This is a genomic window from Streptomyces sp. DS1-CR2, from assembly GCF_055760475.1.
Genome location: NZ_CM147085.1, coordinates 8,667,363 through 8,691,454, shown reverse-complemented (window position 1 = coordinate 8,691,454; position 24,092 = coordinate 8,667,363). Strand labels below are relative to the sequence as shown.

Annotated in this window: 23 protein-coding genes and 1 tRNA gene; 11 read left to right on the top strand and 13 right to left on the bottom strand. The window is 69.7% G+C overall.

The genetic code is table 11. The features are described 5' to 3' along the window. Positions 1–358: 358 nt before the first annotated feature. On the top strand, positions 359–2,590 hold the full coding sequence (gene katG / locus ACY0PA_RS40645; protein WP_473082351.1) for a catalase/peroxidase HPI: 2,232 nt from the start codon (positions 359–361) through the stop codon (positions 2,588–2,590). A gap of 113 nt (positions 2,591–2,703) precedes the next feature. Here the strand turns inward: katG and ACY0PA_RS40640 are convergent, their stop codons facing one another. Next, positions 2,704–3,255 carry an HPP family protein gene (locus tag ACY0PA_RS40640; protein ID WP_473082350.1) on the bottom strand — a complete coding sequence of 184 codons (552 nt, stop codon included), beginning with the start codon at positions 3,253–3,255 and terminating at the stop codon, positions 2,704–2,706. A gap of 615 nt (positions 3,256–3,870) precedes the next feature. On the opposite strand from ACY0PA_RS40640, the gene ACY0PA_RS40635 reads away from it, so the two are divergent. Further along, positions 3,871–4,047 (top strand): hypothetical protein, encoded by a 177-nt coding sequence (locus ACY0PA_RS40635; RefSeq protein ID WP_165914507.1) that lies wholly within the window; start codon positions 3,871–3,873, stop codon positions 4,045–4,047. A 35-nt stretch (positions 4,048–4,082) separates the two neighbouring features. Here ACY0PA_RS40635 and ACY0PA_RS40630 read toward each other — a convergent pair whose 3' ends face one another. The 5 genes from ACY0PA_RS40630 to ACY0PA_RS40610 all read right to left on the bottom strand — a co-directional run bounded on the left by ACY0PA_RS40630 (position 4,083) and on the right by ACY0PA_RS40610 (position 8,314). Further along, positions 4,083–4,247, bottom strand: coding sequence for a hypothetical protein (locus tag ACY0PA_RS40630; protein ID WP_473082349.1), 165 nt, complete (start codon positions 4,245–4,247; stop codon positions 4,083–4,085). A gap of 149 nt (positions 4,248–4,396) precedes the next feature. After that, a tRNA-Met gene (locus tag ACY0PA_RS40625) sits at positions 4,397–4,470 on the bottom strand. Between the two features lie 60 nt (positions 4,471–4,530). Further along, positions 4,531–5,868 (bottom strand): enolase C-terminal domain-like protein, encoded by a 1,338-nt coding sequence (locus ACY0PA_RS40620; protein ID WP_473082348.1) that lies wholly within the window; start codon positions 5,866–5,868, stop codon positions 4,531–4,533. 40 nt (positions 5,869–5,908) lie between these two features. Next, on the bottom strand, positions 5,909–7,246 hold the full coding sequence (locus tag ACY0PA_RS40615) for a gluconate:H+ symporter (RefSeq protein ID WP_473082347.1): 1,338 nt from the start codon (positions 7,244–7,246) through the stop codon (positions 5,909–5,911). A gap of 93 nt (positions 7,247–7,339) precedes the next feature. Further along, positions 7,340–8,314, bottom strand: coding sequence for a 5-dehydro-4-deoxyglucarate dehydratase (locus tag ACY0PA_RS40610; protein ID WP_473082346.1), 975 nt, complete (start codon positions 8,312–8,314; stop codon positions 7,340–7,342). A 113-nt stretch (positions 8,315–8,427) separates the two neighbouring features. On the opposite strand from ACY0PA_RS40610, the gene ACY0PA_RS40605 reads away from it, so the two are divergent. Further along, entirely contained in the window at positions 8,428–9,210 is a 783-nt protein-coding gene (locus ACY0PA_RS40605) for an IclR family transcriptional regulator (RefSeq protein WP_473082345.1), read from the top strand. A 32-nt stretch (positions 9,211–9,242) separates the two neighbouring features. Here the strand turns inward: ACY0PA_RS40605 and ACY0PA_RS40600 are convergent, their stop codons facing one another. Further along, on the bottom strand, positions 9,243–10,118 hold the full coding sequence (locus tag ACY0PA_RS40600; RefSeq protein ID WP_473082344.1) for a LysR substrate-binding domain-containing protein: 876 nt from the start codon (positions 10,116–10,118) through the stop codon (positions 9,243–9,245). A 176-nt stretch (positions 10,119–10,294) separates the two neighbouring features. Here ACY0PA_RS40600 and ACY0PA_RS40595 point away from each other — a divergent pair, with 176 nt between their 5' ends. From ACY0PA_RS40595 to rox, 4 genes are all read left to right on the top strand, one after another. Then, a complete protein-coding gene (locus tag ACY0PA_RS40595; protein WP_454400842.1) occupies positions 10,295–11,476 on the top strand; it encodes an L-talarate/galactarate dehydratase in 1,182 nt (393 codons plus the stop codon). A 200-nt stretch (positions 11,477–11,676) separates the two neighbouring features. Further along, on the top strand, positions 11,677–12,603 hold the full coding sequence (kdgD, locus tag ACY0PA_RS40590) for a 5-dehydro-4-deoxyglucarate dehydratase (RefSeq protein ID WP_473082343.1): 927 nt from the start codon (positions 11,677–11,679) through the stop codon (positions 12,601–12,603). Positions 12,604–13,005: 402 nt separating this feature from the next. Further along, positions 13,006–13,503 (top strand): hypothetical protein, encoded by a 498-nt coding sequence (locus ACY0PA_RS40585; protein ID WP_473082342.1) that lies wholly within the window; start codon positions 13,006–13,008, stop codon positions 13,501–13,503. A gap of 469 nt (positions 13,504–13,972) precedes the next feature. Beyond that, positions 13,973–15,400, top strand: a complete 1,428-nt coding sequence (gene rox / locus ACY0PA_RS40580) for a rifampin monooxygenase (protein WP_473082341.1) — start codon at positions 13,973–13,975, stop codon at positions 15,398–15,400. An 84-nt stretch (positions 15,401–15,484) separates the two neighbouring features. Here rox and ACY0PA_RS40575 read toward each other — a convergent pair whose 3' ends face one another. Together ACY0PA_RS40575 and ACY0PA_RS40570 are read right to left on the bottom strand one after the other, a co-directional pair. Then, positions 15,485–15,895, bottom strand: a complete 411-nt coding sequence (locus ACY0PA_RS40575) for a YybH family protein (RefSeq protein WP_399976355.1) — start codon at positions 15,893–15,895, stop codon at positions 15,485–15,487. An 87-nt stretch (positions 15,896–15,982) separates the two neighbouring features. Then, entirely contained in the window at positions 15,983–16,465 is a 483-nt protein-coding gene (locus ACY0PA_RS40570; RefSeq protein WP_473082340.1) for a hypothetical protein, read from the bottom strand. 189 nt (positions 16,466–16,654) lie between these two features. Between ACY0PA_RS40570 and ACY0PA_RS40565 the strand changes: the two genes are divergently transcribed. Further along, on the top strand, positions 16,655–17,509 hold the full coding sequence (locus tag ACY0PA_RS40565; protein ID WP_473082339.1) for a helix-turn-helix transcriptional regulator: 855 nt from the start codon (positions 16,655–16,657) through the stop codon (positions 17,507–17,509). Here ACY0PA_RS40565 and ACY0PA_RS40560 read toward each other — a convergent pair. Together ACY0PA_RS40560 and ACY0PA_RS40555 are read right to left on the bottom strand one after the other, a co-directional pair. After that, a complete protein-coding gene (locus ACY0PA_RS40560) occupies positions 17,497–18,126 on the bottom strand; it encodes a hypothetical protein (protein WP_473082338.1) in 630 nt (209 codons plus the stop codon). The two genes, ACY0PA_RS40565 and ACY0PA_RS40560, sit on opposite strands and share 13 nt — an antisense overlap. A 95-nt stretch (positions 18,127–18,221) precedes the next feature. Beyond that, entirely contained in the window at positions 18,222–19,115 is an 894-nt protein-coding gene (locus ACY0PA_RS40555) for a helix-turn-helix domain-containing protein (protein WP_473082337.1), read from the bottom strand. A gap of 35 nt (positions 19,116–19,150) precedes the next feature. Here ACY0PA_RS40555 and ACY0PA_RS40550 point away from each other — a divergent pair, with 35 nt between their 5' ends. After that, positions 19,151–19,945 (top strand): phytanoyl-CoA dioxygenase family protein, encoded by a 795-nt coding sequence (locus tag ACY0PA_RS40550; protein ID WP_473082336.1) that lies wholly within the window; start codon positions 19,151–19,153, stop codon positions 19,943–19,945. An 18-nt stretch (positions 19,946–19,963) separates the two neighbouring features. On the opposite strand, the gene ACY0PA_RS40545 is transcribed toward ACY0PA_RS40550, so the two are convergent. Next, entirely contained in the window at positions 19,964–20,878 is a 915-nt protein-coding gene (locus ACY0PA_RS40545; protein WP_473079725.1) for an IS982 family transposase, read from the bottom strand. 105 nt (positions 20,879–20,983) lie between these two features. Then, entirely contained in the window at positions 20,984–23,161 is a 2,178-nt protein-coding gene (locus tag ACY0PA_RS40540) for an acyltransferase family protein (protein WP_473082335.1), read from the bottom strand. 169 nt (positions 23,162–23,330) lie between these two features. Between ACY0PA_RS40540 and ACY0PA_RS40535 the strand changes: the two genes are divergently transcribed. Together ACY0PA_RS40535 and ACY0PA_RS40530 are read left to right on the top strand one after the other, a co-directional pair. Next, a complete protein-coding gene (locus ACY0PA_RS40535) occupies positions 23,331–23,867 on the top strand; it encodes an RNA polymerase sigma factor (protein ID WP_473082334.1) in 537 nt (178 codons plus the stop codon). A 44-nt stretch (positions 23,868–23,911) separates the two neighbouring features. Then, positions 23,912–24,043 (top strand): DUF6183 family protein, encoded by a 132-nt coding sequence (locus tag ACY0PA_RS40530; RefSeq protein ID WP_473082333.1) that lies wholly within the window; start codon positions 23,912–23,914, stop codon positions 24,041–24,043. Positions 24,044–24,092 lie beyond the last annotated feature (49 nt).

Sequence of the window (24,092 nt, the reverse complement as noted above, 5' to 3'; positions counted from 1 at the left end):
GTAGGATCGGTTATGGCGATAGCCAAGGGACAGGAAGACTCCAGTGCGGCAGGAGACAGAAGTTGACAAGCTCCGAGGGACGCGCGGTCGTGCGTCGGTCGTCGCTCTCTGCACGCCGTCTGAGGCCCTCCGCGCACTTGACGCCGCCGAATTCGTACCGCGTCGCCTCACTTTGAGCCCTAGTGTCGGACTGTCCCGGAGGCCCGCGGCCTCGCGATCGACACGATCCGTTCGGTCAACACCCCTGTCTCGATTGTCTGGATCGACGAGGCTGAGGCCATCCACGGGGCCCGCGCCCCGCCCGTTCCACCGCCGTAGTTCCTAGCAGTGTGATCCGCCCCGTCCGGAAGGATTCCCCATGTCTGAGAACCAAGATGCGATCGTCACAGACGCGAAAACACAGGACGGAGGAGGCTGCCCGGTCGTGCACGGCAGCGCCCCGCACCCGACGCAGGGCAACGGCGCGAACAGCCAGTGGTGGCCGCAGCGGCTCAACCTGAAGATCCTTGCCAAGAACCCCGCCGTGGCCAACCCGCTCGGCGAGGAGTTCGACTACGCCGCGGCGTTCAAGACGCTCGACCTCGCCGAGGTCAAGCAGGACATCGCGGAGGTGCTGACCACCTCGAAGGACTGGTGGCCCGCCGACTTCGGCCACTACGGCCCGTTCATGATCCGCATGGCGTGGCACAGCGCCGGTACCTACCGGATCAGCGACGGCCGCGGTGGCGCCGACACCGGGCAGCAGCGCTTCGCCCCGCTCAACAGCTGGCCGGACAACGGAAACCTGGACAAGGCCCGCCGTCTGCTGTGGCCCGTCAAGAAGAAGTACGGCAAGAACCTGTCGTGGGCCGACCTCATGATCCTCACGGGCAACGTCGCCCTGGAGACGATGGGCTTCGACACCTTCGGGTTCGGCGGCGGACGTGTCGACGCCTGGGAGCCCGACGACGACGTCTACTGGGGTCCCGAGACCACCTGGCTCGGCGACGAGCGCTACACGGGTGACCGTGAACTGGAGAACCCGCTCGCCGCGGTCCAGATGGGCCTCATCTACGTCAACCCGGAGGGCCCCAACGGCAATCCGGACCCGCTCGCCGCGGCCCGCGACATCCGCGAGACGTTCCGCCGGATGGCGATGAACGACGAGGAGACGGTCGCCCTGATCGCCGGCGGTCACACCTTCGGCAAGACCCATGGCGCGGGCCCCGCGGAGGACGTCAGCGAGGCCCCCGAGGCCGCCCCGATGGAGGAGATGGGCCTCGGCTGGAAGAACGCGTTCGGTACCGGCAAGGGTGGCGACGCGATCACCAGTGGTCTCGAGGGTATCTGGACGAAAACTCCGACCACCTGGGACAACACCTTCTTCGACACCCTCTTCGGCTACGAGTGGGAGCTCTACCAGAGCCCCGCAGGCGCGAACCAGTGGCGACCGAAGGAGGACGCGGGCGCGGGGTCCGTACCCGACGCCCACGACGGGTCGAAGAGCCACGCCCCCACGATGCTCACGACCGACCTCTCGCTCCGGTTCGACCCGGCCTACGAGCCGATCTCGCGCCGGTTCCACGAGAACCCGGCCGAGTTCGCGGACGCCTTCGCCCGCGCGTGGTTCAAGCTGACCCACCGCGACATGGGCCCGATCGTGCGCTACCTCGGCCCGGAGGTCCCGAGCGAGGAACTGCTGTGGCAGGACCCGCTGCCCCCGGTGACGCACCCGCTGGTCGACGCCGCTGACGTCTCCGCCCTCAAGGACCGGATCCTGGCCTCGGGCCTGACGGTGTCTCAGCTCGTGTCCACGGCATGGGCGTCGGCCTCGTCCTTCCGCGCCAGCGACAAGCGCGGCGGCGCGAACGGTGCGCGCATCCGCCTCCAGCCGCAGGCCGGCTGGGAGGTCAACCAGCCCGACGAGCTGGCGGCCGTGCTGCGCACGCTGGAGGGGGTCCGCCAGACCTTCAACAGCGCCCAGTCCGGCGGCAAGCAGATCTCGCTCGCCGACCTGATCGTGCTCGCGGGTGCCGCGGGCGTCGAGAAGGCCGCGAAGGACGCGGGCTACGACATCCAGGTGCCCTTCACTCCGGGGCGTGCGGACGCCACGCAGGAGCAGACGGACGTGGAGTCGTTCTCCGCGCTCGAGCCGTCCGCCGACGGGTTCCGCAACTACCTCGGCAAGGGCAACCGCCTGCCGGCCGAGTACCTGCTCGTCGACAAGGCGAACCTGCTCGACCTGAGCGCGCCCGAGCTGACGGTCCTCGTCGGCGGCCTGCGCGTCCTGGGCGCGAACTACGGGCAGTCGACGCACGGCGTCCTCACCACGACCCCCGGGTCGCTGACCAACGACTTCTTCGTCAACCTCCTCGACCTGGACACGACGTGGAGCGCGACGGCCGGCGACGCGAACACCTTCGAGGGCCGCGACTCCGCAGGCAAGGTCCAGTGGACGGGTACCCGTGCCGACCTCGTCTTCGGGTCGAACTCCGAGCTGCGCGCGGTGGCGGAGGTCTACGCGAGTGACGACGCGAAGGAGAAGTTCGTCAAGGACTTCGTCGCCGCGTGGGACAAGGTCATGAACCTGGACCGGTTCGACCTCTCCTGATCACGCACGATCGCGAAGTCCAGGTCGGCCCGCGCCGGGCCGGCCTGCACTTCCGCGTTTCCGCATCAATTCTCCGGATGGTCCGACGCTGGGCACGCCGTCCCGGAGGTCACTCACCACCAGTACGCCGGGTACTTCGGTGCCCCGCGCCGTACCCGCGAGGCCGCGAAGCCGGTCAGCACGACCAGCACGGTGGAGCCGAACAGCAGCGGCACGAAGCGGCCGGGGGCCGGCGTCTGGAGTACGACGATGACGGCGGTGGCGCAGGCCGCCGAGTGCGGAGTACGGGCGAGCATCGTCGCGGCGAGCGTGATGCCTCCCGCCAGTGCCGCCGTCCACGGGCTGCTGTTCGTGAGCGCGAGGACCGCGTAACCGGCCCCGGCGCCGAGCAGGTGGCCGAGGACGATGCTCCGTGGCTGGGCCAGGGGCAGGGTGGGTGCGCTGTGCACGAGGGCTGCGCTAGCGGCCAGCGGCGGTATCAGGACCGGCTCGTGAATCATCGCGCCTATCGCCACCAGCCCGAGCAGGACCGCGGTGACCGCGCTGATGCTGTGGAGGGCCGCCGCCGCGGTGGGCCGGGCCGGTGCCCTACCGACTCGGCGCGGTGTTCGGGGCGAATCGCGGGCGGGAGTGGGCTGCTGGCGCAGCACGGAATCGGTGCTCACGGTGACGTTTTCTGGGGCAGGCGGCTCGCGGCCGGCAGGACGACGGGAGAAGGAACGGTCGTAGCTGCGCGGAGCACACCTCTGTGATCAACAGTGGTTCTGACCTTGCGCCTGTCCGGGTGGGGCGGGCGCAGTCCGGGGACGACTTTACCTGTCGAGCCGTACGCGCCAGGCAGGGGGCCGACCACAATCCCGGAGCGCTGCGCCACCCCACGCAGGTCACACCGCCTCGGAGCCACGGCAGCCTTACCCCGCCCTGAACAGACCCTGACCTCAACCTGAAACTGGCGTGGCTGTGGATTTCCGGCGCGATCACAAGCCTGGGCGGGCTCGCCGTGTCGTTGACGGCCGTCATCACCCTGGCGGTGCTCGTGGCCCGCCGGGCGCCCCGGGGGCCGAGCCCGGCAACGACGACACCGACGCGGACACCAACTCGCCCTCCTGGGCGTCTCAGAGCGCCGCGACACTACGTGAGGCCAAGGTCACAGTTTCGCGCGGAGTGGCCGACTCCAAGCCTAATCTCCCAGGTCAGGGCCGACCGGCCGGGCAGCTCCCGACCTCTGCCCCGCGGGCCAGCGACGCCGATTGTCACACCGACCCTCTAGGCTTCTTCACATGTCCACCACTCCGATCCCTGGTTCCGTGCGGTCCGCCGACGATCTGAACGAAGAGATCCGCTGCCTGATGCTGTGCAGCGGTGGCCGGTTGAGCGCGGAGCAGCGCCGGGAATACGAAGTTCTCGTCATCGAGTGGTCCGCGGCGATACGTGGCGAGGTTGTGAAGGCCGCGTAAGTCCCGGGCCTTCACCTGCCGATCCCGCACGTGGGTCACTCGGACGGCTGCGGGGTCAGGCGGTGCAGCGCCTTGCGGTCGCAGTAGCGGGTCATCGCGAACCCGAAGACCGCCGAGATGACGGAGCCGACCGGGATCATGATCCAGGCGCGCAGGAGACCGGCATCGGCTCGCGCTTCGAAGAAGAGGACGACCACCACGGCCGAGGTCGTACGACCAAGGGTGTTCCAGGTGCCTGCACCAGCAGTCCGGCCCGTGTGGCCACCGCCACGCGACCAGGCCCGCATCCCGCATCTGCTTCAGACACAGCAAGGCCCGGATCCAGAAGGATCCGGGCCTTGCCCGTCAGTAGCGGGGACAGGATTTGAACCTGCGACCTCTGGGTTATGAGCCCAGCGAGCTACCGAGCTGCTCCACCCCGCGTCGGTAGACACCACCGTACGCCATCGCAGCCGGTCCCCATGACCATGTGCCCGCCGAGCGCTAGCGGACGAGGCACGGGCGCTTGCTGTCGAACTGCCAGTCCGGGACGAGATACCGCATGCCGATGGCGTCGTCGCGCGCGCCGAGGGCCTTCGTCTTGTAGAGGTCGTGGGCCGCGAGGAGCCGCTCCATGTCGAGCTGGACGCCCAGGCCCGGGGCGTCGGGCACCGCGATCTCACCGTCGACGATCCGGGGCGGGGCGGTGGTGAGCCGCTCCAGGCCTTCCTGCCAGATCCAGTGCGTGTCCAGGGCGTTGTACTCGCCGGGGGCGGCGGCTCCGCAGTGGGTCACCATGGCGAGGGAGATGTCGAAGTGGTTGTTGGAGTGGCAGCCCCAGGTCAGGCCCATCGCGTTGCAGAGCTGGGCCACGCGGACCGAGCCCTGCATCGTCCAGAAGTGCGGGTCGGCCAGAGGGATGGAGACCGACTGGAGCGCCAGGGCGTGGGTGAGCTGACGCCAGTCCGTGGCGATCATGTTGGTCGCGGTGGGCAGGCCCGTGGCGCGGCGGAACTCGGCGAGGATCTCCCTGCCGGAGTAACCGCCTTCGGCACCGCAGGGGTCCTCGGCGTAGGCGAGGGTGCCGGACAGCGGCGTGCACAGCTCGATCGCCTCGCGCAGCGACCACGCGCCGTTGGGGTCGAGGGTGATCCTGGCCTCGGGGAAGCGGTCCTTCAGCGCCTGGACGGCCCTGACCTCCTCGGCGCCTTCCAGGACGCCTCCCTTGAGCTTGAAGTCACGGAATCCGTACCGCTCGTACGCGGCTTCGGCCTGGCGGACGATCGCTTCGGGTGTCAGGGCCTCTTCGTGCCGGACGCGGTGCCAGTCGACGGCCGCGTCGGGTTCGCGGACGTATTCCAGGTCGGTGCGGCCGGGGTCGCCGACGTAGAAGAGGTAGCCCAACACCCGTACGGAGTCGCGCTGTTGGCCGTCGCCGAGGAGTGCCGCGACGGGGACGTCGAGGTGCTGGCCCAGGAGGTCGAGCATCGCCGACTCGACGGCGGTGACGGCGTGGACGGTGGTGCGCAGGTCGAAGGTCTGGGCGCCTCGTCCGCCGGCGTCGCGGTCGGCGAACCTGGCTCCGATCTCGCCCAGGACGCGCTTGTAGTCGCCCACCTTCGCGCCGACCACGAGGGACTCGGCGTCGCGCAGGGTCTGGGTGATCTTCTCGCCGCCCGGCACCTCGCCCAGGCCGGTGCGGCCTTCCGAGTCCTGGAGGACGACGACGTTGCGGGTGAAGTAGGGGCCGTGCGCGCCGGAGAGGTTCAGCTCCATGCAGTCCCGGCCGGCGACCGGATACACGGCGAACGCGGTGACGGTCGGCTGCTTGCTCAAGGTCATTGCGGTTCCTGTGGTCAGAAGGTGTGTGGGTTGATGTGTGTCACAGGCTCAGGACGTCCAAGGCCCATTCCAGGGCAAGTACGCCGCCCAGGCCCAGCACCGCGAGCACCGTCGTGTACGTGGTCCTGACCTTGATCGCCTCGATGACCGAGAGGTTGAAGTACTCCTTGAAGAGCCAGAATCCGGGGTCGTTCACATGGGAGAACGCGATCGATCCGCAGGAGACGGCGAGCACCATGATCTCGGGGTGGATGCCGCTGCCCGCGAGCAGCGGAAGCACCACGCCGGACGCCGTGACGACGGCGACCGTCGCCGAGCCGAGGGCCACGCGGAGGATGACCGCGATGAGCCACGCCAGGATGAGGGGCGAGATGGCCCAGCTGTCCGTGACGTCCTTGATGTAGTCGGAGATTCCGCCCTCCACGAGGACGTTCTTGAAGGCGCCGCCGGCGCCGATGACCAGGAGGATCATCGCCATCGCCTGGGCCGCCGAGGCGCAGGAGGCGCTGACGTCCGTAAGGCTGCGGCCGATGCGCGGCCCGAAGGCCCAGATCGCCAGGAGCAGCGTCAGCATGAGCGCGATCGGCGCCGAGCCGATGAACGCGACCGCGTGCAGGAGCGGGCTCTCGCCGGAGGTGGCCATGTCGATCACCGCGGCGCCCGCGATCAGGACCACGGGGAAGAGGGCCACGAGCAGCGACCAGCCCATGCCGGGCATCTCTTCGTCGGTGAACTCCCGGTCACTGACCAGGCCCTTGGGGATGGACGGGTTCATCGCCTTGACGAACGGCAGGCGCGGCCATGCGAGGGCGATGAGCGCTCCGGCAGGTACGGCGATGAAGAGGCCGTAGAACAGGGTATGTCCGACGGAGGCGTGGAAGGTCGCGGCGACGGCGGTGGGGCCGGGGTGCGGCGGGAGGAAGCTGTGCATGGTGGACAGGGCGATCGACATCGGCAGCCCGACCCACAGCAGCTTCGCGCCGGTGACCCGCACCAGGGTGAACGCGATGGGCACGATGATGATGAAGGCGACCTCGTAGAACATGGTGACGCCGATGAGCATGGACGTGACCACCATGGCCACCTGCACCCAGCGTGGCCCGAAGGCGTCGAGGAGCCGGTTGGCTATTCGTTGCGCCGCTCCGGAGTCCCCCATGACGCGGCCGACCATGGCGCCGAGGCCGATGGTCAGCATCGTGTCGCCGATCTGGCCGCCGATGCCCTCCGAGAGGACGTCCGGGATCGTCGCCGCCGGAATCCCCTGCACCAGCGCGACGCCGATCGCCACGAGGAGGAGGGCGGCGAACCCGTTCATTCTCAGCCTGGTCATGAGGAAGAGCAGAATCAGAACGCTGATTCCCACTACGACGAGAGGCAAGTCAGTTCCCCTTTGAACTGTGGAGCGTGAGTCGGGCGGTTACGGGGGTGAGCGCGTCGAAGCGGCAGGGCTTCAACTACGTGTGTGTGAAGGTCAGTTGACGCGCCGTACGGCTCCGACGAGGTCCAGCCCGGCGTCCAGCACCTTCTCGAGATCCGCGAGGTCGGCCGGGGACGGGTCGGTGAGCGGGGCGCGTACGGGGCCGACCGGGAGACCCCGCAGCCGTGCCGCGGCCTTGACCAGGGAGACGGCGTAGCCCGGGACGCGGTCGCGCAGGTCCACCAGGGGCACGTAGAAGTCGCGCAGCAGCTTGTTCACCGCCTCGTCGTCGCCCGCGCGCAGTGCGGCGAAGAAGGCGTTCGCGATCTCGGGCGCGAAGGCGTGGACCGCGGAGGAGTAGGCGGGCACGCCGACGGTTGCGTAGGCGCGGGCCTGCATCTCGGCGGTGGCGGCGCCGTTGAAGAAGAGGAAGCCGTCGGGCGCGGCGAGTGTCAGGCGCTGGAGCCGGTCGAGGTCGGAGTGCCCGTCCTTGAGACCGATGGCGGTGGGGATCTCGGCGATCCGGCGCAGGGCGTCGGCGTTGAAGGTGACCTGGTCGCGCTGGTACGCGATCAGCGGCAGCCGGGTGCCCGCGGCGATCCGGCGCAACTGCTCCACCAGCCCGTCCTGCGGGGCGCCGACCAGGTAGTGCGGCAGCACGAGCAGGGCGTCCGCGCCTTCCTCCTGCGCGATCCGGGCGAACCGCAGCGCCTGCGCCCAGCCGTAGCCGATGCCCGCGACCACCGGCAGCCGCCCGTCGGCGACCTCGACCGTGACCCTGACAACGGCCCGGTACTCCTCCTCGTCCAACGAGAAGAACTCCCCGGTTCCGCAGGCGGGGAAGACCACGCCCGGCGCGTGGGTCAACTGGGCGGTCAGATACGTCCGGTAGGCGTCCAGGTCGAGGCTGCCGTCATCCCGAAGGCTCGTGAGCGGGAAGGACAGCACCCCGTTCGCCATCCCGTCACGCAGCTTCTGCGCGACATCCTCGGGTTGCGTGCCGATCTTGTTCATAGATGTGATTCCCATATGCAGATGGCGTCCATGTATGAGAATGGAGGCTAAGTCGGTGAACTGGCCGGGTCAATGGGTGAAGCCCCGCCGATTTACGATGACCGGCAACGGGAAGCAGGGGGACACAGGTGACATCAGGGATTCGCGGGGTGAAGTCGGCGCTGCGCACGGTCGCGCTGCTGGAGCTGCTCGCGGCGCGGGGCGACCGGCCCGCGCGCCTGGACGAACTCGCCGGGGAACTGGACGTGCCGCGCAGCAGCATGTACCAACTGCTGCGCACCCTCGTCGACTGCGGCTGGGTGCGCACGGACACCACCGGCTCGCTGTACGGGATCGGGATCCGCACCCTCCTCACCGGTACGAGCTACCTCGACAGCGACCCACGCGTGCGCGCCGTGCGCCCATACCTCGACGAGGCGTCGGACGCACTCGGCGAGACGATCCACCTGGCGCGGCTCGACGGTCCGCACGTGGTCTATCTCGCGACCCGCGAGTCCCACGAGTACCTGCGCACGATCAGCCGCGTCGGCCGCCGGGTCCCCGCGCACGCCGGCGCCCTCGGAAAGGCGCTGCTCGCCGAGCGTGCGGATGGCGAACTACCGCTCGGCGACGGCCCGTTGGCCGCCCTCACTGCGAACACGCACACCGACCGAGCCGTGCTGCTCGCCGACCTCGCGGGCGTCCGCGAGCGGGGCTACTCCCTCGACCGCGAGGAGACGGTGATCGGTATCGCGGGCTTCGGCTTCGCCCTGCGGTACGACACACCGGCGGTCGACGCCATCAGCTGCTCGGTCCCGGTCGCCCGCCTCACCGGGGAACGCCAGGAACGCGTCGTCGCCGTGATGCGGGACGTACAGACGAAGATCGAGGCGGTGTTGTCGCCTCGCTCGGGGGCGCCCGATTGGCGGTGAGTCGGTGCCTCGTGAGTGAGCCCTGAGCTGCGTCACAGGTGCCGGAGCAGGGCCTCCAACGCCGGATTGTCGTTGTTCTTGCGCCACACCAGATTCAGCTCGACCGGCTTGGGCTCCCTCAGGAACAGCGGCTTGTACGTGATCCCGCTGAACCTCATCTGAGCCGCGGCCTCCGGGACCAGGGCGATGCCCCAGCCGGCGTTCACCATCGCCAGAATGCTGTGCACCTGGCTGAGGTACTGGGTGAAGACGGGTGCGACCTGGGCCGCGCGGAAGATGCTGACGAGCAGCTCGTGGAAGTAGCGGGCCTCGACCGGCGAGTACATCAGCACCTGCTCCCCGCCGAAGTCCTCCACGCGCAGGTCGCCCTCGCGCGCGGCCAGCGGATGGCCGGTGGGCAGGGCGGCGAGCAGACCCTCCCTGACGGCGGGCCGGGTCTCCAGGTCCGGCCCGGTGTTCGCGGGGCGGATCATGCCCAGGTCGAGGGAGCCTTCGGTAATGGCCTCCAGCTGGTCGCGGGTGACCAGTTCGCGCAGCACGACCTCCACTCGGGGCATGGCCGAGCGGGCCACTTCGAGCAGGGTGCCGAGGGCCGAGTTCGCACTGGCCGCCGTGAATCCGATGGCGATGGCTCCGGCCTCACCGGCCGACACCTGGCGTACGGCTAGGGCCGCGTGCTCGGACTGGCGCAGGATGTGGCGCGCCTCGTTGAGGAAGGTGCGGCCTGCCGGGGTGAGCCGCACGGACCGGTTGGTGCGGTCGAGGAGCTGTACTCCGAGGTCGTGCTCGAGGAGCTGGATCTGCCGGCTCAGCGGGGGCTGCGTCATCTGGAGGCGCTCCGCGGCGCGGGTGAAGTGCAGTTCCTCGGCCACCGCCACGAAGCTCACGAGCTGTGCCAGCGTGAACAATGATGCCCTCCGGGTATCAGCGCATGCAAAATTGGTCTTGGACGTGGATCAATCGCCGACTCTAGCTTCAAGGGTCAACGCCTCCGTCGGCCACAGGCCGACAGGGCCCGCCGACACGGCCGGGCGCGGCCTGCCGGCCGGCCGGGCGCATCCGCCTCACACCCCAGGGACACGCAGTGGTGACGAAGACCCACACGACCACCAACGCCGCGCACGTCGCAGGCGAGGCGACGCTCGACAGGATCTCCTGGATCAGGCTCTCCTCCGTAACGCTGCCGCTGGCCACACCGATCAGCGACGCCAAGGTCCTCACCGGGCGCCAGAAGCCCATGACCGAAGTGGCGTTCCTCTTCGTGGAACTGGAGACCGAGCAGGGGCACGAGGGCATCGGCTTCAGCTACTCCAAGCGGGCCGGCGGCCCCGGCCAGTTCGCCCACGCCAGGGAGATCGCCGACAATCTGCTCGGCGAGGACCCCAGCGACATCGGCAAGATCTGGACGAAGCTGGCGTGGTCCGGCGCCTCGGTGGGCCGCAGCGGTCTGGCCACCCAGGCCATCGCCGCGTACGACGTGGCCCTGTGGGACCTCAAGGCCAAGCGCGCGGGCCTGCCGCTGGCCAAACTCCTGGGCGCCCACCGCGACTCCGTACGCTGCTACAACACCTCCGGCGGCTTCCTGCACACCCCGACCGAGCAGGTGCTCGACAACGCGTCCGCCTCCCTGGCGAGTGGCATCGGCGGCATCAAGATCAAGGTCGGCAACCCCGACCGCAAGCAGGACCTGCGCCGCCTGACCGCCGTCCGGGAGCACATCGGCGACGACGCCCCGCTGATGGTCGACGCGAACCAGCAGTGGGACCGGCCGACCGCCCAGCGGATGGGCCGGGCCATGGAGGAGTTCGACCTCGTCTGGATCGAGGAGCCGCTCGACGCCTACGACGCCCAGGGGCACGCCGCGCTCGCCGCTTCGCTCGACACCCCCATCGCCACCGGCGAGATGCTCGCCAGCGTGGCCGAGCACTGGGAGCTGATCCGCAACAACGCGGCGGACATCATCCAGCCCGACGCTCCGCGCATCGGCGGTATCACGCAGTTCCTCAAGCTCGCGGCGCTCGCGGAGCACCACAACCTCCAGCTGGCACCGCACTTCGCCATGGAGATCCACCTCCACCTCGCGGCCGCCTATCCGATCGAGCCGTGGGTGGAGCACTTCGACTGGCTGGAGCCGCTGTTCAACGAGCGCCTCACCATCAGCGACGGCCGCATGCACGTCCCGTCCCGCCCCGGCCTCGGCATCACCCTCACCGACCAGGCCCGCGCCTGGACCCAGGCCACCCATGAGGCCGGCAAGCGCCACTGACGCCTCATGGCATAACACTCACCCCTCCGGCGCCTCCTCAAGGGGGCGCCGGAGGCATGCCCGCACCTCCCCCGTCGCGTAATACCGATCCTGTATCACCGGATGCGAAATCAGTGTTGGACCGGCATGAGTCGTTGCTCGTAGCGTCGTCACCGGGGGCACCCATCACGCCCTACCTCGACTCCAGGAGCAGAACGCAGATGACGTCGTCCTACACCCCGTCAGAGCTCGGCAGCCGCATCGGATCCGGCCTGCTGTCCTTCCCTGTCACTCACTTCACGGCCGACGACCACTCCTTCGACGAGAGCACCTACCGCGACAGCATCACGCGCCTGGCCGGGTACGAGGTGGGCGGCCTGTTCGCCGCCGGCGGCACCGGCGAGTTCTTCTCCCTGACGGGCGCCGAGGTCGAGCGCGTCGTCGCCGCCGCCGTGCAGAGCGCCCCCGAGTCGACGCCCGTCCTGGCCCCGGTCGGATACGGCACCCGTACGGCCGTCGAGTACACGCAGGCCGCGGAACGCGCGGGCGCCGACGGCATTCTGCTCTTCCCGCCGTACCTCACCGAGGCCGGGCAGGAGGGCCTGGCCGACCACGTCGAGGCCGTGTGCCGCTCCACCTCGCTCGGCGTCATCGTCTACAGCCGCGCCAACGCCGTCTACACCGCACCCACACTCGCCCGCATCGCCGACCGCTGCCCCAACCTCATCGGCTACAAGGACGGCGTCGGCGACATCGACGCCATGACGCGGATCTACGCCCGTCTCGGCGAGCGCCTCACCTACATCGGCGGCCTGCCCACGGCGGAGACGTTCGCTCTCCCCTACCTCGAACTCGGCGTCACCACCTACTCGTCGGCCATCTTCAACTTCCTGCCCGAGTTCGCCCTCGAGTTCTACGGCGCCGTCCGCGAGCGCAAGCACGACACCGTCATCAAGCTCCTGGGCGACTTCGTCCTGCCGTACACCGAGATCCGCAACCGGCGGCCCGGCTACGCGGTGAGCATCGTGAAGGCGGGCATGACCGCGGTCGGCCACAGCGCGGGCCCGGTCAGGCCGCCACTGACCGACCTGACTCCGGACGAACTGGCCGAGCTCACCGCGCTGATCAACGGCCTGCCCACGGCCTGACGCCCCGTCGGAGTGCCTGCCGGTCAGTTTGCCGAAGAGACCCATCGGGTCAACCTATGGAGACACCGGCTGTACGGACAAGCTCGCCGCCGGCGTGCGCCATGACCCTTGCGCAGACCAACCAGCGTTCCGCTCTTCGTTTTCGGCCAGGAACGGAACTCCCCTGCGCCGACCGGATCCTGGCCTGAGTACGGATACTCAGGCGCCTGCACGCAGGCGCGATTTTGCCGTCATTTTTGCATCCGACCGCACAACCATTTCTTGAATGCCATGCGCGCGGCCACGCGCAAAAAGAATTCGAAGAATGCTGGAACTGGCGGACCGCGAGTGCAGTCTTATCCCGTGACCAGAAGCCCGCAGGATTCACTGCGGCACCGAATGACGGGGAAGGTTTCACCGACCATGCACGCTCGCACCCGCACCGCTCTCTTCGCCTCCGCCGCTGTCGCGGCCACGCTCTCCCTCACCGCGATCACCCCGGCCCTAGCCGGCACGTCCACCCCCACCACGGCCGTCGCCGCCCCCGCACCGTCCCAGGGCGACCCGCGAAGCACCACCAACCGCGTCGCCGATTTCTACGGTGCGTACATCGACTCGATCTGGGACAACGAGGACCCGGCCGCCGGCGCCGACGCGAAGGCGCTGCGCTCCTTCTACCTGTCGGCGGCGGCGCAGAAGAAGGTTGCCGCGTTCGAGGCGAAGGAGCACGCCGACGGGATCCTGTTCGCGCAGAACGTGCCCGTGAAGTGGAAGGTCGACTACACGGGCTCCGGCGCCGGCCACGCGACCTCGCTCGTCACGCTCACCTGGAGCGACGGCGCCAACCCCGAGGTCACCAAGATCAAGGTCCAGTCGGACCTCCGGACCCGCAAGATCACCGACCTGGCGGCCGTCAACTAGCCCGCACGCGCCCAGCGGTGGCCCGTATCGGAAACGTCCGGTACGGGCCACGCGCATCTCCCTTTCTCACGGGAATTCAAAAGCGCGGCCGTCGATCACAATCTCACGGGACGCGCTTTATCGCAGCATTCTCCGCCTTGCAGTACGCACTCTTCAGCGTCGACGTAACCGTGTCCTCGAAATGCAGTCCGCTCCGACCGGCCTTGACTGCCCAGCAGACGACAAAGGGCAAGGAGAGTGTCCACTCCCTTGCCCTCTTCAACATATAGCGCACGGGGGGCCTTGCGGCAAGGCCCCGGTCGTGCCGCAGAATGGCCGGCCTGGGCCAGGACCTGCGGAAGTCAAGGATTCGCGTAGTACATGCGCTTTGTTCGTGTACGGGGCATGCGTGACCCGCCTCATCGTCGCCATCGCTGCCGGACTTCGCGGACCGCCCGGCCGCTGTTCAACTCGTCACGTAGGGGATTTCATGATCGATGTCATCGTTGTGGGCAGCGGACCGAGCGGCTTGATGCTGGCCAGTGAGCTGCGGCTGCACGGCGTGAACGTGGTCGTGCTGGAGAAGCTGAACGAGCCGACGAAGGAGTCCCGCGGACAGGGCCTGCACGCGCGCAGCGTGGAGATGATGGACCAGCGCGGCCTGTTGGACCGGTTCCTCGCGGTCAGCGAGAAGTTCAGCGTCGGCGGGCTCTACGGCGGCATCGTGAAGCCCTGGCCGGACGGGTTGGACACCGCTCACCCGTTCGGCGTCACCGCCTCGCAGCCGGTCACCGAGCGGCTGCTCAACGAGCGTGCACTCGAACTCGGGGCCGAGATCCGGCGGGGGTGCGAGGTGGCCGGTGTGAGCCAGGACGAGGACGGCGTGACCGTCGAGTTGACCGACGGCACGCAGCTGCGCTCGCGCTACCTCGTCGGGTGTGACGGCGGCCGCAGCGTGGTGCGCAAGCAGCTCGGCGTCGGCTTCCCCGGCGAGCCCGCCACGATCGAGACGCTGCTGGGCGAGATGGGGGCGACCGAGGATCCGGCGACGATGGCCGCCGTCGTCGAGGAAGTCCGCAAGACCCAGCTGCGATTCGGCGTCATCCCCCAGGGAGACGGGATGTACCGCATCGTCGTGCCCGCCGCTGAAGTGTCCGAGGACCGTGCGACCGCGCCGACCCTCGACGATTTCAAGCAGCGGCTGCTGGCGATCGCCGGCACCGACTTCGGGGTGCACTCGCCGCGCTGGCTGTCCCGGTTCGGCGATGCCACCCGACAGGCAGAGCGCTACCGGGTCGACCGTGTGTTCCTGGCCGGCGACGCGGCACACATCCACCCGCCGACCGGTGGGCAGGGGCTCAACCTCGGGGTCCAGGACGCCTTCAACCTCGGCTGGAAACTGGCCGCAGCGGTCAACGGCTGGGCGCCGGAGGGGCTGTTGGACACCTACCACGCCGAGCGGCACCCGGTGGGTGCCCGCGTGCTGGACAACACCCGTGCGCAGATCACCCTGTTGGGGACCGGCCCGGGTGCGACCGCGCTCCGTGAGCTGTTCTCGAAGCTGATGGACTTCGAGGAGGTGAACCGGTACGTGACCGGGATCATCACCGCGGTCGGGGTCAGCTACGACTTCGGCGAGGGTCACGAACTGCTCGGCTGTCGAATGCGGGACGTGGAGCTGAAGCGGGGCCGCCTGTACGAGCTGATGCACGACGGCCGCGGGCTGCTCCTCGACCGGACAGGCAACCTCTCGGTGGAGGGCTGGGCGGACCGGGTCGACCACGTCCTCGACGTCAGCGAGCAACTGGACGTGCCCGCGGTACTGCTCCGGCCGGACGGTCACGTGGCGTGGGTCGGTGAGGATCAGCCGGATCTGCTCAGCCACTTGTCCAAGTGGTTCGGCACAGCTGCCGGTTGAGCGCGCCGGGCCCAGCAGGGCAGGGTCCTGATCAGGGGGCGGGAGTCCGTGTGAACCGGCCCCCGCTCCTCCACGGCTCATGCCCTACGCGTCGCTGCCCGAGGTGTCGGGGAACGAGTGGTGCTCGTGCGCCACGGTCCAGCGTCCCTCCTCCTTGCGCAGCCCGAGCGTCAGGCGCAGGCGGTTCTCCGGCTGCGCGGCCAGGTCGTCCGGCGTTCCGCAGTGCAGCAGAGCATGGGCGTAGGCGACATCGTCGCCGGCGGTGACGTCGAGCGACACGAGATCGAACACGGCGCCCTGCGCCTGCCACTCGAAGAACGGCGGCCACGTCTCGCGGTAGGCGTCGAGGCCGCGGACGCCGTCGTGGGGCGGCGGTACGTCGAACATCACGATGTCGTCGGCGTGGTCGGCCAGGACGCCCTTCATGTCGCCCGCGTGCACCGCCGCGGCCCATCGCTCGACCAGGGCCCGGATCTGCCGCTCGTCGTCCGTCATGGCCGGCTCACCGTCCTTTCGACGCGCGGCGCGCGCCTCAGTCGCCGCGTCTCCACGCCCCCTACGTCGTCTCTCCCCCCCCCACGCTCATACGCTAGCTCCGTTCGCATGCGCCCGGGCCCTGCGCTCGGTGACGGACCCGGCCGTCACCACCAGTACGCCGGCGGTTACACCGAACGCGGCGGTGAGGCCGTTCAGCCACGCGTAGCCACTGCTGCTGGGGTAGGTGGTTCCGTCGTCCAGCACGCAGTCGAAGCGCAGCGGCACATAGGAAGTCCGGTGCCCGACCAGGTGCTGGAGGGTGCTGTCGTCGACGGCGTCGCGGCATGAGGGCGCCGGAGACGAGGAGGCGCCGCTCTGCGACTCGTGTTCGGACAACTGCACCGCGCCGAGTCCCAGCACGTACAGGCCGACTGCCGCTGCCGCCGCCATCGCGGCACACCACCGCACCAGATCCAGTGACCAGTCCGCCCGGCGGCCGGGAAGGGCGACGGAGATGACCTTGACGACCACCGCGACGACCCAGACGGGGATCGCGAGCAGAGCGGGCAGTGCCAGAAAGACGAACACGAGCCAGGCACCCTTCACAGGCGTTCGGCGCGGACGAGTTCATGGAGCGGAGCTCGGCCGCCTTGACCGGAGTAGACCTTCGAAGGCCTCAACAGGTTGTGGTCGTCGCCTGATCGTCACGGGTTCGGGTTCACCGGGTGGGACTCCCAGTACCAGGTAGATCCGCGCCGGGCGGTGCACAGTGGAGTCATGGCGACCACGGAGTTCGGGCACACGGTGCGGCGCTGGCGTGACCGGGTCTCGCCGGAGGCGGCCGGGCTGCCCGTCGGCGGTGGCCGGCGCGCCCCCGGGCTGCGCCGCGAGGAGCTCTCCATGTTGGCCGGTATCTCCGTCGACTACGTCACCCGCCTCGAACAGGGCCGCGCGACCAACCCCTCGGAACAGGTCGTGGAGGCGCTGGGCCGGGCGCTGCGCGTATCGGCGAGCGAGCGCGAGCACCTGTTCCATCTGGCCGGGCTCGTACCGCCGGGGCAGGGCACGGTGCCCGCCTTCATCACGCCGAGCGTCCAGCGGATGCTGGACCGGCTGACCGGGACGCCCGTCGCGGTCTCCGACGCCACCTGGACGCTGCTGCTGGCCAACCCCCTGTACACGGCGCTGATGGGCGAGCGGCACGGCGACGAGCGCAACGCGGTGTGGCGCAACTTCCTCGGCGCGGCCGGCCGCGTCCGCCACACGCCTGAGTCCCTGCGCGCGCTCGAGACGGCGCAGGTCTCCGACTTGCGTGCGGCGGCGAGCCGCTATCCGCAGGACCAGCGGCTGCGGCGGCTGATCGCGGAACTGCGTGCGAACAGTGACCGCTTCGCCGAGCTGTGGGATTCCGGCGCCGTCGGGCAGGCCGCGGCGTCGCGCAAGACCATCGATCATCCCGAGGTGGGCGCCCTGACGCTGGACTGCGACATCCTCAGCGTCGCGGGCACCGGCCTGCGCATCATCATCTACACCGCCGAGCCCGGCACCCAGGACGCCGAGCGCCTCGCGCTCCTCGGCGTCATCGGCACCCAGACACTCGCCGGACACCAGTCCGGCGCTCAATGGCCGTAGGGCGGCTCGAAGCAGCCGGTCTCCATGTACGGGCCATTGACTTTGACCTCGTAGTTCGTCTCCTGCACGAACGCCGTGACGCATGCGTCGGCATGCACGCGAAGGCCGACCTGTGCGCCTTCGGGCGTGACGTACTGGTCGGTCTCGTAGCGCGCGTCCATCCCCCGTACGCTCAGCGTCCCGCCGGCCCGCTCGCCCCCGTCGCCGCTCCCCTCCTGCGCGTAACCGAGCTTGAGGAGTGCCGCGCGCACGCTCTCGGGGTCCCACTCCTTCTGCCCCCAGAGGCGTTTGAGCACGGGCTCGATGCGGGCGGCTTCCCGCCGCGCGTCCTGTTCACTGGCGGGCGACATGTCGCCCGCGCGGCGGTAGGCGTTGTTGTCGCCGATGTGCGGCGCGCCGTCGACCACTCCGGGCTCCACGTAAGGGGAAGCGGAAGGAGGCGTCGTGGCGGAAGAAGGCGAGGGAGGCGGGCTGGAACTCGCGGATGAGGTCGGCAGTCCGGCCGCCGTGTCCGCGGCGTGCTCCTCGCCGCAGCCGGTCAGCGTCACGGCAGCGGCGCTCAGCAGGAGTGCGAGCGCGGCGCACCGTCTGCGCTGCGGCGTCGTCAAGGTCAGCATGGGCAAGACTCTGCCATCGCCGGGCCGGCTGTGGGGGCCGCCGAGCCATGTTGTCCGCGCATGCGTGACACCGCGTCCGTGCCGTAGGCCGGTCCTCATCCGGCGGCGGACCGGTATTGCTTCGGAGGCGATCCGTACCTGCCGCGGAAGGCGTGGCTGAAGTGGAACGGCCCCGCGAAGCCCGAGGCCGCGGCCACCTGGGCCACGGTGAGTTCGGTACCCGTCAGCAAGCACGCCGCGTGCCGCAGCCGCGCCTCCCGCAGGGCCCGCATCGGCGTGGAGCCGGTCTCCTCGGCGAACAGGTGGGCGAACCGTGAGGGTGACAGCGCCACCGCCGCGGCAAGGGAGTCGACGGTGTGCGCGGCTGCTGGGTCGGCGTCGATCAGGGCCTGGGCGCGGCGCACGCGCGCGTCGCCGGGGCCGGTGACGCCGGACGGGGAGGTGGCGAGCAGCAGGGCGCGCTCCACGGAGCCCAGGGCCAGCGCGGCGGCGTCCGGGCGCGTCGCCACCGAGGCCGGGACGGTGCGGCGCGTGGCGCTCACCGGTCGGGGCGGAGCGCCGGCGCCGGTCCAGCGGCTGTCGGCGTGCGCCTGCCGCAGCGCCGCGGCGACGCCGGTACGGGCTCCGGGGTGGACATCGGGCATCACGTGACAGCCGCTGCCGAGGTCGTACGGGCGCAGGCGCTGCTCCCAGCCGGGGCGCAGCAGGAAGTGGGCCCACCACAGCCCCCAGTACTCGGTGTCCGGCGCGGTCCGGTAGGTGTGATGTACACCCGGCGCGAGCAGCACCAGGCTCCCCGGTCCCGCAACCGTCCCGGCGCCGCCCTGGCGGACGTGACCGGCACCGGACTCCGTCCACAACAGGAGCCAGCTCGGGGCGCCGGCCGTCCTGCGGACCGCGTAGTCGGGCTGCCCGTCGTGGCGGCCGACGATCAGGACACCCGGGGGCGGCGCAGCAGTTTCGCGAAGGTCTGTGGCGGACACGCGCATAGCCTGGCACATCGACGCGGTTCTACGGTCGTTGTATGGACACAGTCGATATCTCGACCTTCGAGGCCTCGGGCTACACGATCGCCCGCCGGCTCCTGTCACGCGAAGAGGCGGCCGCGCTCACCGACAGTTTCATGGAATATCCCCAACGAGGCGCTGTACCAGGCCACTTCCAGCCGTCGGCGCAGAATCCTGACGGCCCGCACGATCCGCTGCGCGAGTACCCACGCATCATGCACCCCCACCTGATCGACGACACCGCCATGCGCTACCTGCTCGACCCGAGGATCACCGCGATCGTCGCCGAGCTGATCGACGAGGAGCCGATAGCAGCGCAGAGCATGCTGTACTTCAAGCCTCCCGGCGCACGCGGGCAGGCGCTGCACCAGGACAACTTCTATCTGCGGGTCGAGCCGGGCACGTGTGTCGCGGCGTGGGTGGCGCTCGACGACGTGGACCGCGACAACGGAGGGCTCGAAGTCGTCCCCGGCACGCACCTCATGGACCTCTTCTGCCCCGAGGAGGCCGACCCCGACACGTACTTCACGAGGGAGTACGTGCCACCGCCGGCGGGCCTGGCGCGCGTGCCCGTCGACATGGAGCCGGGCGACGTCCTCTTCTTCAACGGCAGCCTGGTCCACGGCTCCGAACCGAACACGACCACGGACCGGTTCCGCCGCAGCTTCGTGTGCCACTACGCCCCGCGTTCGGCCCGCCGCATCGCCGGCCACTACCGCACGTTCACGCTGGAGGGCCAGGAGGTCTTCCTGGACGAGGCGGAGGGGGGCGGCCCCTGCGGTACGGAGTTCCCGGTCACGTCGCCGCACTAGATGATCGATTCCAAGGGATCAGTGGTCATAGGCGGTCAGTGAGCGCAGGACGAGCTGGCCGGTGTGGTCGTTGTGCCAGATCGCGGCGGTCAGCGCGAGGATGCGCTGCATGACGCGGGCGATCACGCCGGCCGGTGTGCGGCCTCGGTGCTGTTCGAGGTTGAGCTGGCCCTTGAAGGTCTCGTTGACCGACTCGATGACCTGCCGCAACGGCTTGAACAGCGGGGCCCCGGGCCGTTCCGGCTCGCCCTTGCGGGCCGGCCGCAGCAGCCGGATGTCCTGCTCGGCCACCTGGTGCTCGAAGTCGCGGCCGAAGTAGTTCTTGTCGCCGATCAGCGTCTGTCCAGGCCGGGCAGCGACGAGGTGCGGTTCGGCGGCGAGCAGGTCCAGCAGGGTCTCGCGTTCGTCGGCCTTGGCCCCGGTCAGGGCGAAGGCGATCGGCAGGCCCTGCAGGGTACACACCAGGTGCAGGCGCAGGCCCCAGAAGAAGCGGCTGTGGCTGGCGCAGTACCCGTACTCGGCCCATCCGGCCAGGTCGGAGCGTTTGACGGTCTCGCGGGAGCGTCCGCACTCCACCGGCGTGGAATCCACGATCCACACGTCGTCGCTCCATACAGAGGTGTCGGTAGCCAGCAGCCGGGTCACCCGCCGCAGCAGCTCGGCGGCCTTGCGCAGGCGCTTGTTGTAGCCGGGCTGCTTCGGCAGGTAGGGGAAGAGATGCCGCAGGTGGGAACGGGCATGGCGAAGCCACTTGGCCTCGGAGGTGAAGCCCAGCATGGCCTGCACCATCGCGAGCGTGACCAGCTCGGCATCGGTCAGTCGCGGAGCGATCCCGACCGCCGGACGCCAGGGCGCCAGATGCGGCGATGCCTTCAGCAGGTCGTCGGTCTTCACATAGAGTGCGGTGGCGAGGGAGTCCAACTCTGTCTTCACACACTGACGTTGGGCTCCCTCCCCTTATGCGCGCAGCCGATCCCTTGGAATCGATCATCTAGGGGGTGTCCGGCGGATCATGCCGGGTTCGCAGGGCCTGGCACGCTAGCTCCCGCTCCTGACCTCCAACGCCCTTCCCAGAACGGGCGCCAGGGCTTCGGCGTAGTCCTCTGCCATATGGCTTTCGTCCCGGTAGACGAAAGTGTCGTACACCGCGACGGGACAGTCTCCGTGCGTCGTGCACAACCAGGGCTGCGGGTCGATCACGGAGACGCCGGTCGAACGTGCCGCTGCCTTCGTGGCGTTCCTGCGGGTCACGTCGTGCAACGCCTTGGGGACGCGGACCGAGCAGTCCCGCAGGTGCAGGGGGTGGATGGCCGCGCAGTCGAGTACGTCCTCGCGAGGCCAGGGTGTGTCGAGGAGCGCAACGACCCGGGCGCCTGATCGCGAGAGTTTCCGGAACGTCCGGACGTAGCCGTCGGTCCATCCCGCGAGCGGGTCCCGCATCGTCCGCGCCGGGGTGCCCGCGTCGGAGGAGGACACGAGGACGAGTGAGGGACGGAGCTTCTCGATCCGCGAGAGCGCGTCGGCGCGCCAGCGGTCACATGTCGTATAGGGACGGCGTGCGTTGACGATGGTGACCGCAGCCGCCTTGCAGGAGGCCTTGGTCATCGGTATCAGCTTCCAATGGTGCTGCAGGGCAAGGACGTTGAGCGCCGGGAACCACTGGGCCGCGTGGGAGTCGCCGAAGAGTACGACGACGTCCTTCGAGGACCGGTCTCCGTACACGCACATGGGTGCGCTCGTGCTGGCGTAGTTCTGGTGGCACCCATCCCGGTACACGGCGGACCGTACGTCTGTGATCCCTGTGAGTGGCGGTGTGAGGTTGTCCGGCAGGCGGGTACCGGTCGTGCCGAGGGCCTGCGTGAGGCGCGCGCCGGGGTCCGGGGCAAAGGCGAGGGCGTCCTTGAGTACGGGGGCGGGCTCGCCGGAGCTGATCGACGGCGGGAAGGCCGCCGCGATCAGCGCGGTGGACGCGGTGACGGCGGTCAGGGCGAGGCCGAGCCGCAGGCCACGGCCCGGACGGCCGCGCAGGGCCCGGTGGAAGCGCACCGGATTCTCGATCAGACGCAGGGTCAGCCAGGCCGGGAGCAGAGCGGCCGCACCAAGGGCCAGCTCCAGGTGCGTGCCGGCAGGCCTGTCCAGCGCCTTCGGCCCGATGACCAAGAACGGCCAGTGCCACAGGTACCAGCTGTACGACAGGCCGCCGAGCCAGGTCACCGGCCGTGCGGTGAGCATCCGGCGCGCTCGCGGCCACGCCGGCGAGGTGCCGCCGACGATGACGAGGGCGGCGCCGATGACGGGTGCCGCCGCGGCCGTTCCCGGAAAGGGCGTGTCGGCGTCGAAGCGCAGCGCGGCGGCGATGATGCAGGCGAGTCCAGCCCACGTCATCGCCACGGCCACGCCGGCCGGCAGACGCGGAGGCCGGAGCAGGGCGAGCGCGACCAGCGCTCCGGCGCCCAGCTCCCAGGCGCGCGCGTGCGAACCGAAGTAGGCCCACGGCGCCGACTGCCCGGTCACGTAGACGCTCAGCCCGAACGACACCGCGCACAGCGCCACCAGGGATGCCAGGAGCGCGCGGCGCCGCCTCGACAGCCGCCAGCCGAGCAGCAGGAGCAGCGGCCACACCAGATAGAACTGCTCCTCGACGGCCAGCGACCAGAAGTGCTGGAACGGGGACGGAGGGCTGCCCTCCGCGAGGTAGTCGGTGCCCGTGGCCGCGAGGCGGAAGTTCACCGCGTACAGGGCGCTGGCGAACGCGTCGCTCATGTACTCGGCGAAGCGGATCTTCGACAGGAACAGCCACGATCCGGCGAGGGTCACCAGGACGACGAGGGCCGAGGCGGGGAGCAGGCGCAGCGCCCTGCGGGCGTAGAACGCACGGATCGATATGCGGTCGGAGGCGGACAGTTCGCGCAGGAGCGAGGACGTGATGAGGAAGCCTGAGATCACGAAGAAGACGTCGACCCCGACGTAGCCGCCGCTGAACCGTGTGACCCCGGCGTGGCCCAGGACGACCAGAGTGACGGCGAGGGCCCGGAGCCCCTGGATGTCAGGGCGCTGCCCAGGCGCGGCGTGTGTCGCGCCCCGAGGAGGTGAAGGGCGCCCGGTGATGGACGCCGGCTTCTCTTCGACCGTCCCCGTCGACTGCGTGGCGGGTTCGGCTGCTGTCTGTCCGGCGTGCGTTCTTGCGCGCATTGCGGCGTATGGAGTCCTGGTCACGTCTGGGACTGTCCGGTCAGACCCGTGTGTTGCGGCCGACACCCTTCTTTTTGAGCACTCAACCAGGTGTTCACCGGTAGGGCGCCTGCGAGTCGTCCGGTGTTGCGCCGGCGGCCGGCACCATGGCGTGGCTCACGCAACGACTGCCACGGGACGGAGACATGGGGTCATGGAGGACTCACTGCGCGCCCGGATCAGGGCGGGCGACGCCGATGCCTTCGCGGAGCTCTTCGAGGACACCTCTCCCGAGGTGCACCGCATGGCGTTGCGCGCGACGGGCGACTGGGCACAGGCCGAGGACGTCGTCTCGCTCACCTTCCTGGAGATATGGCGGCTCCGGCAGACGGTGCGCCGCGAGGACGCCCCGCTCCGGCCGTTCGTCCTGGGCGTCGGCCTGAACGTCCTGCGCAACCAGTCCCGCTCGGCCCGCCGTCACCGCGCGGCCCTGGCCCGGCTGCCCGCCTGCGAGCACCTGCCGGACTTCGCGGACGAGGTGGTCGACCGCATCGCGGACGCCGAGCAGGTCGCCTCCGCACGCACGGCACTGGACGCGCTGAACCGCGCCGAGCGCGACGTCGTCCTCCTGTGCGGCTGGTCGGAGCTCAACTCCGAGGCCGCCGCCGAGATTCTGGGCGTGGCACCGGGCACGGTCCGCTCGCGCCTGTCGCGGGCGAGGGCGCGGCTGCGGGCGTCCGTCGACACGTAAGCCCACCAAGGCAGCGACCCGCACGCCGGGTTCAGAAGTGAGCAGTGCGCACGTGGTTCCACTTCGAGGCCGACGCGGAGTGGTTCCACAACGACGTCTGCGCCGGCTACGGCATCGACACGCTCGCGCCGGACCGTCGCCGGCTCACCGTCCACGCCGCCACGGACACCGACTGATCACCGACTGATCACCGACTGATCACCGACTGATCACCGACTGATCAAG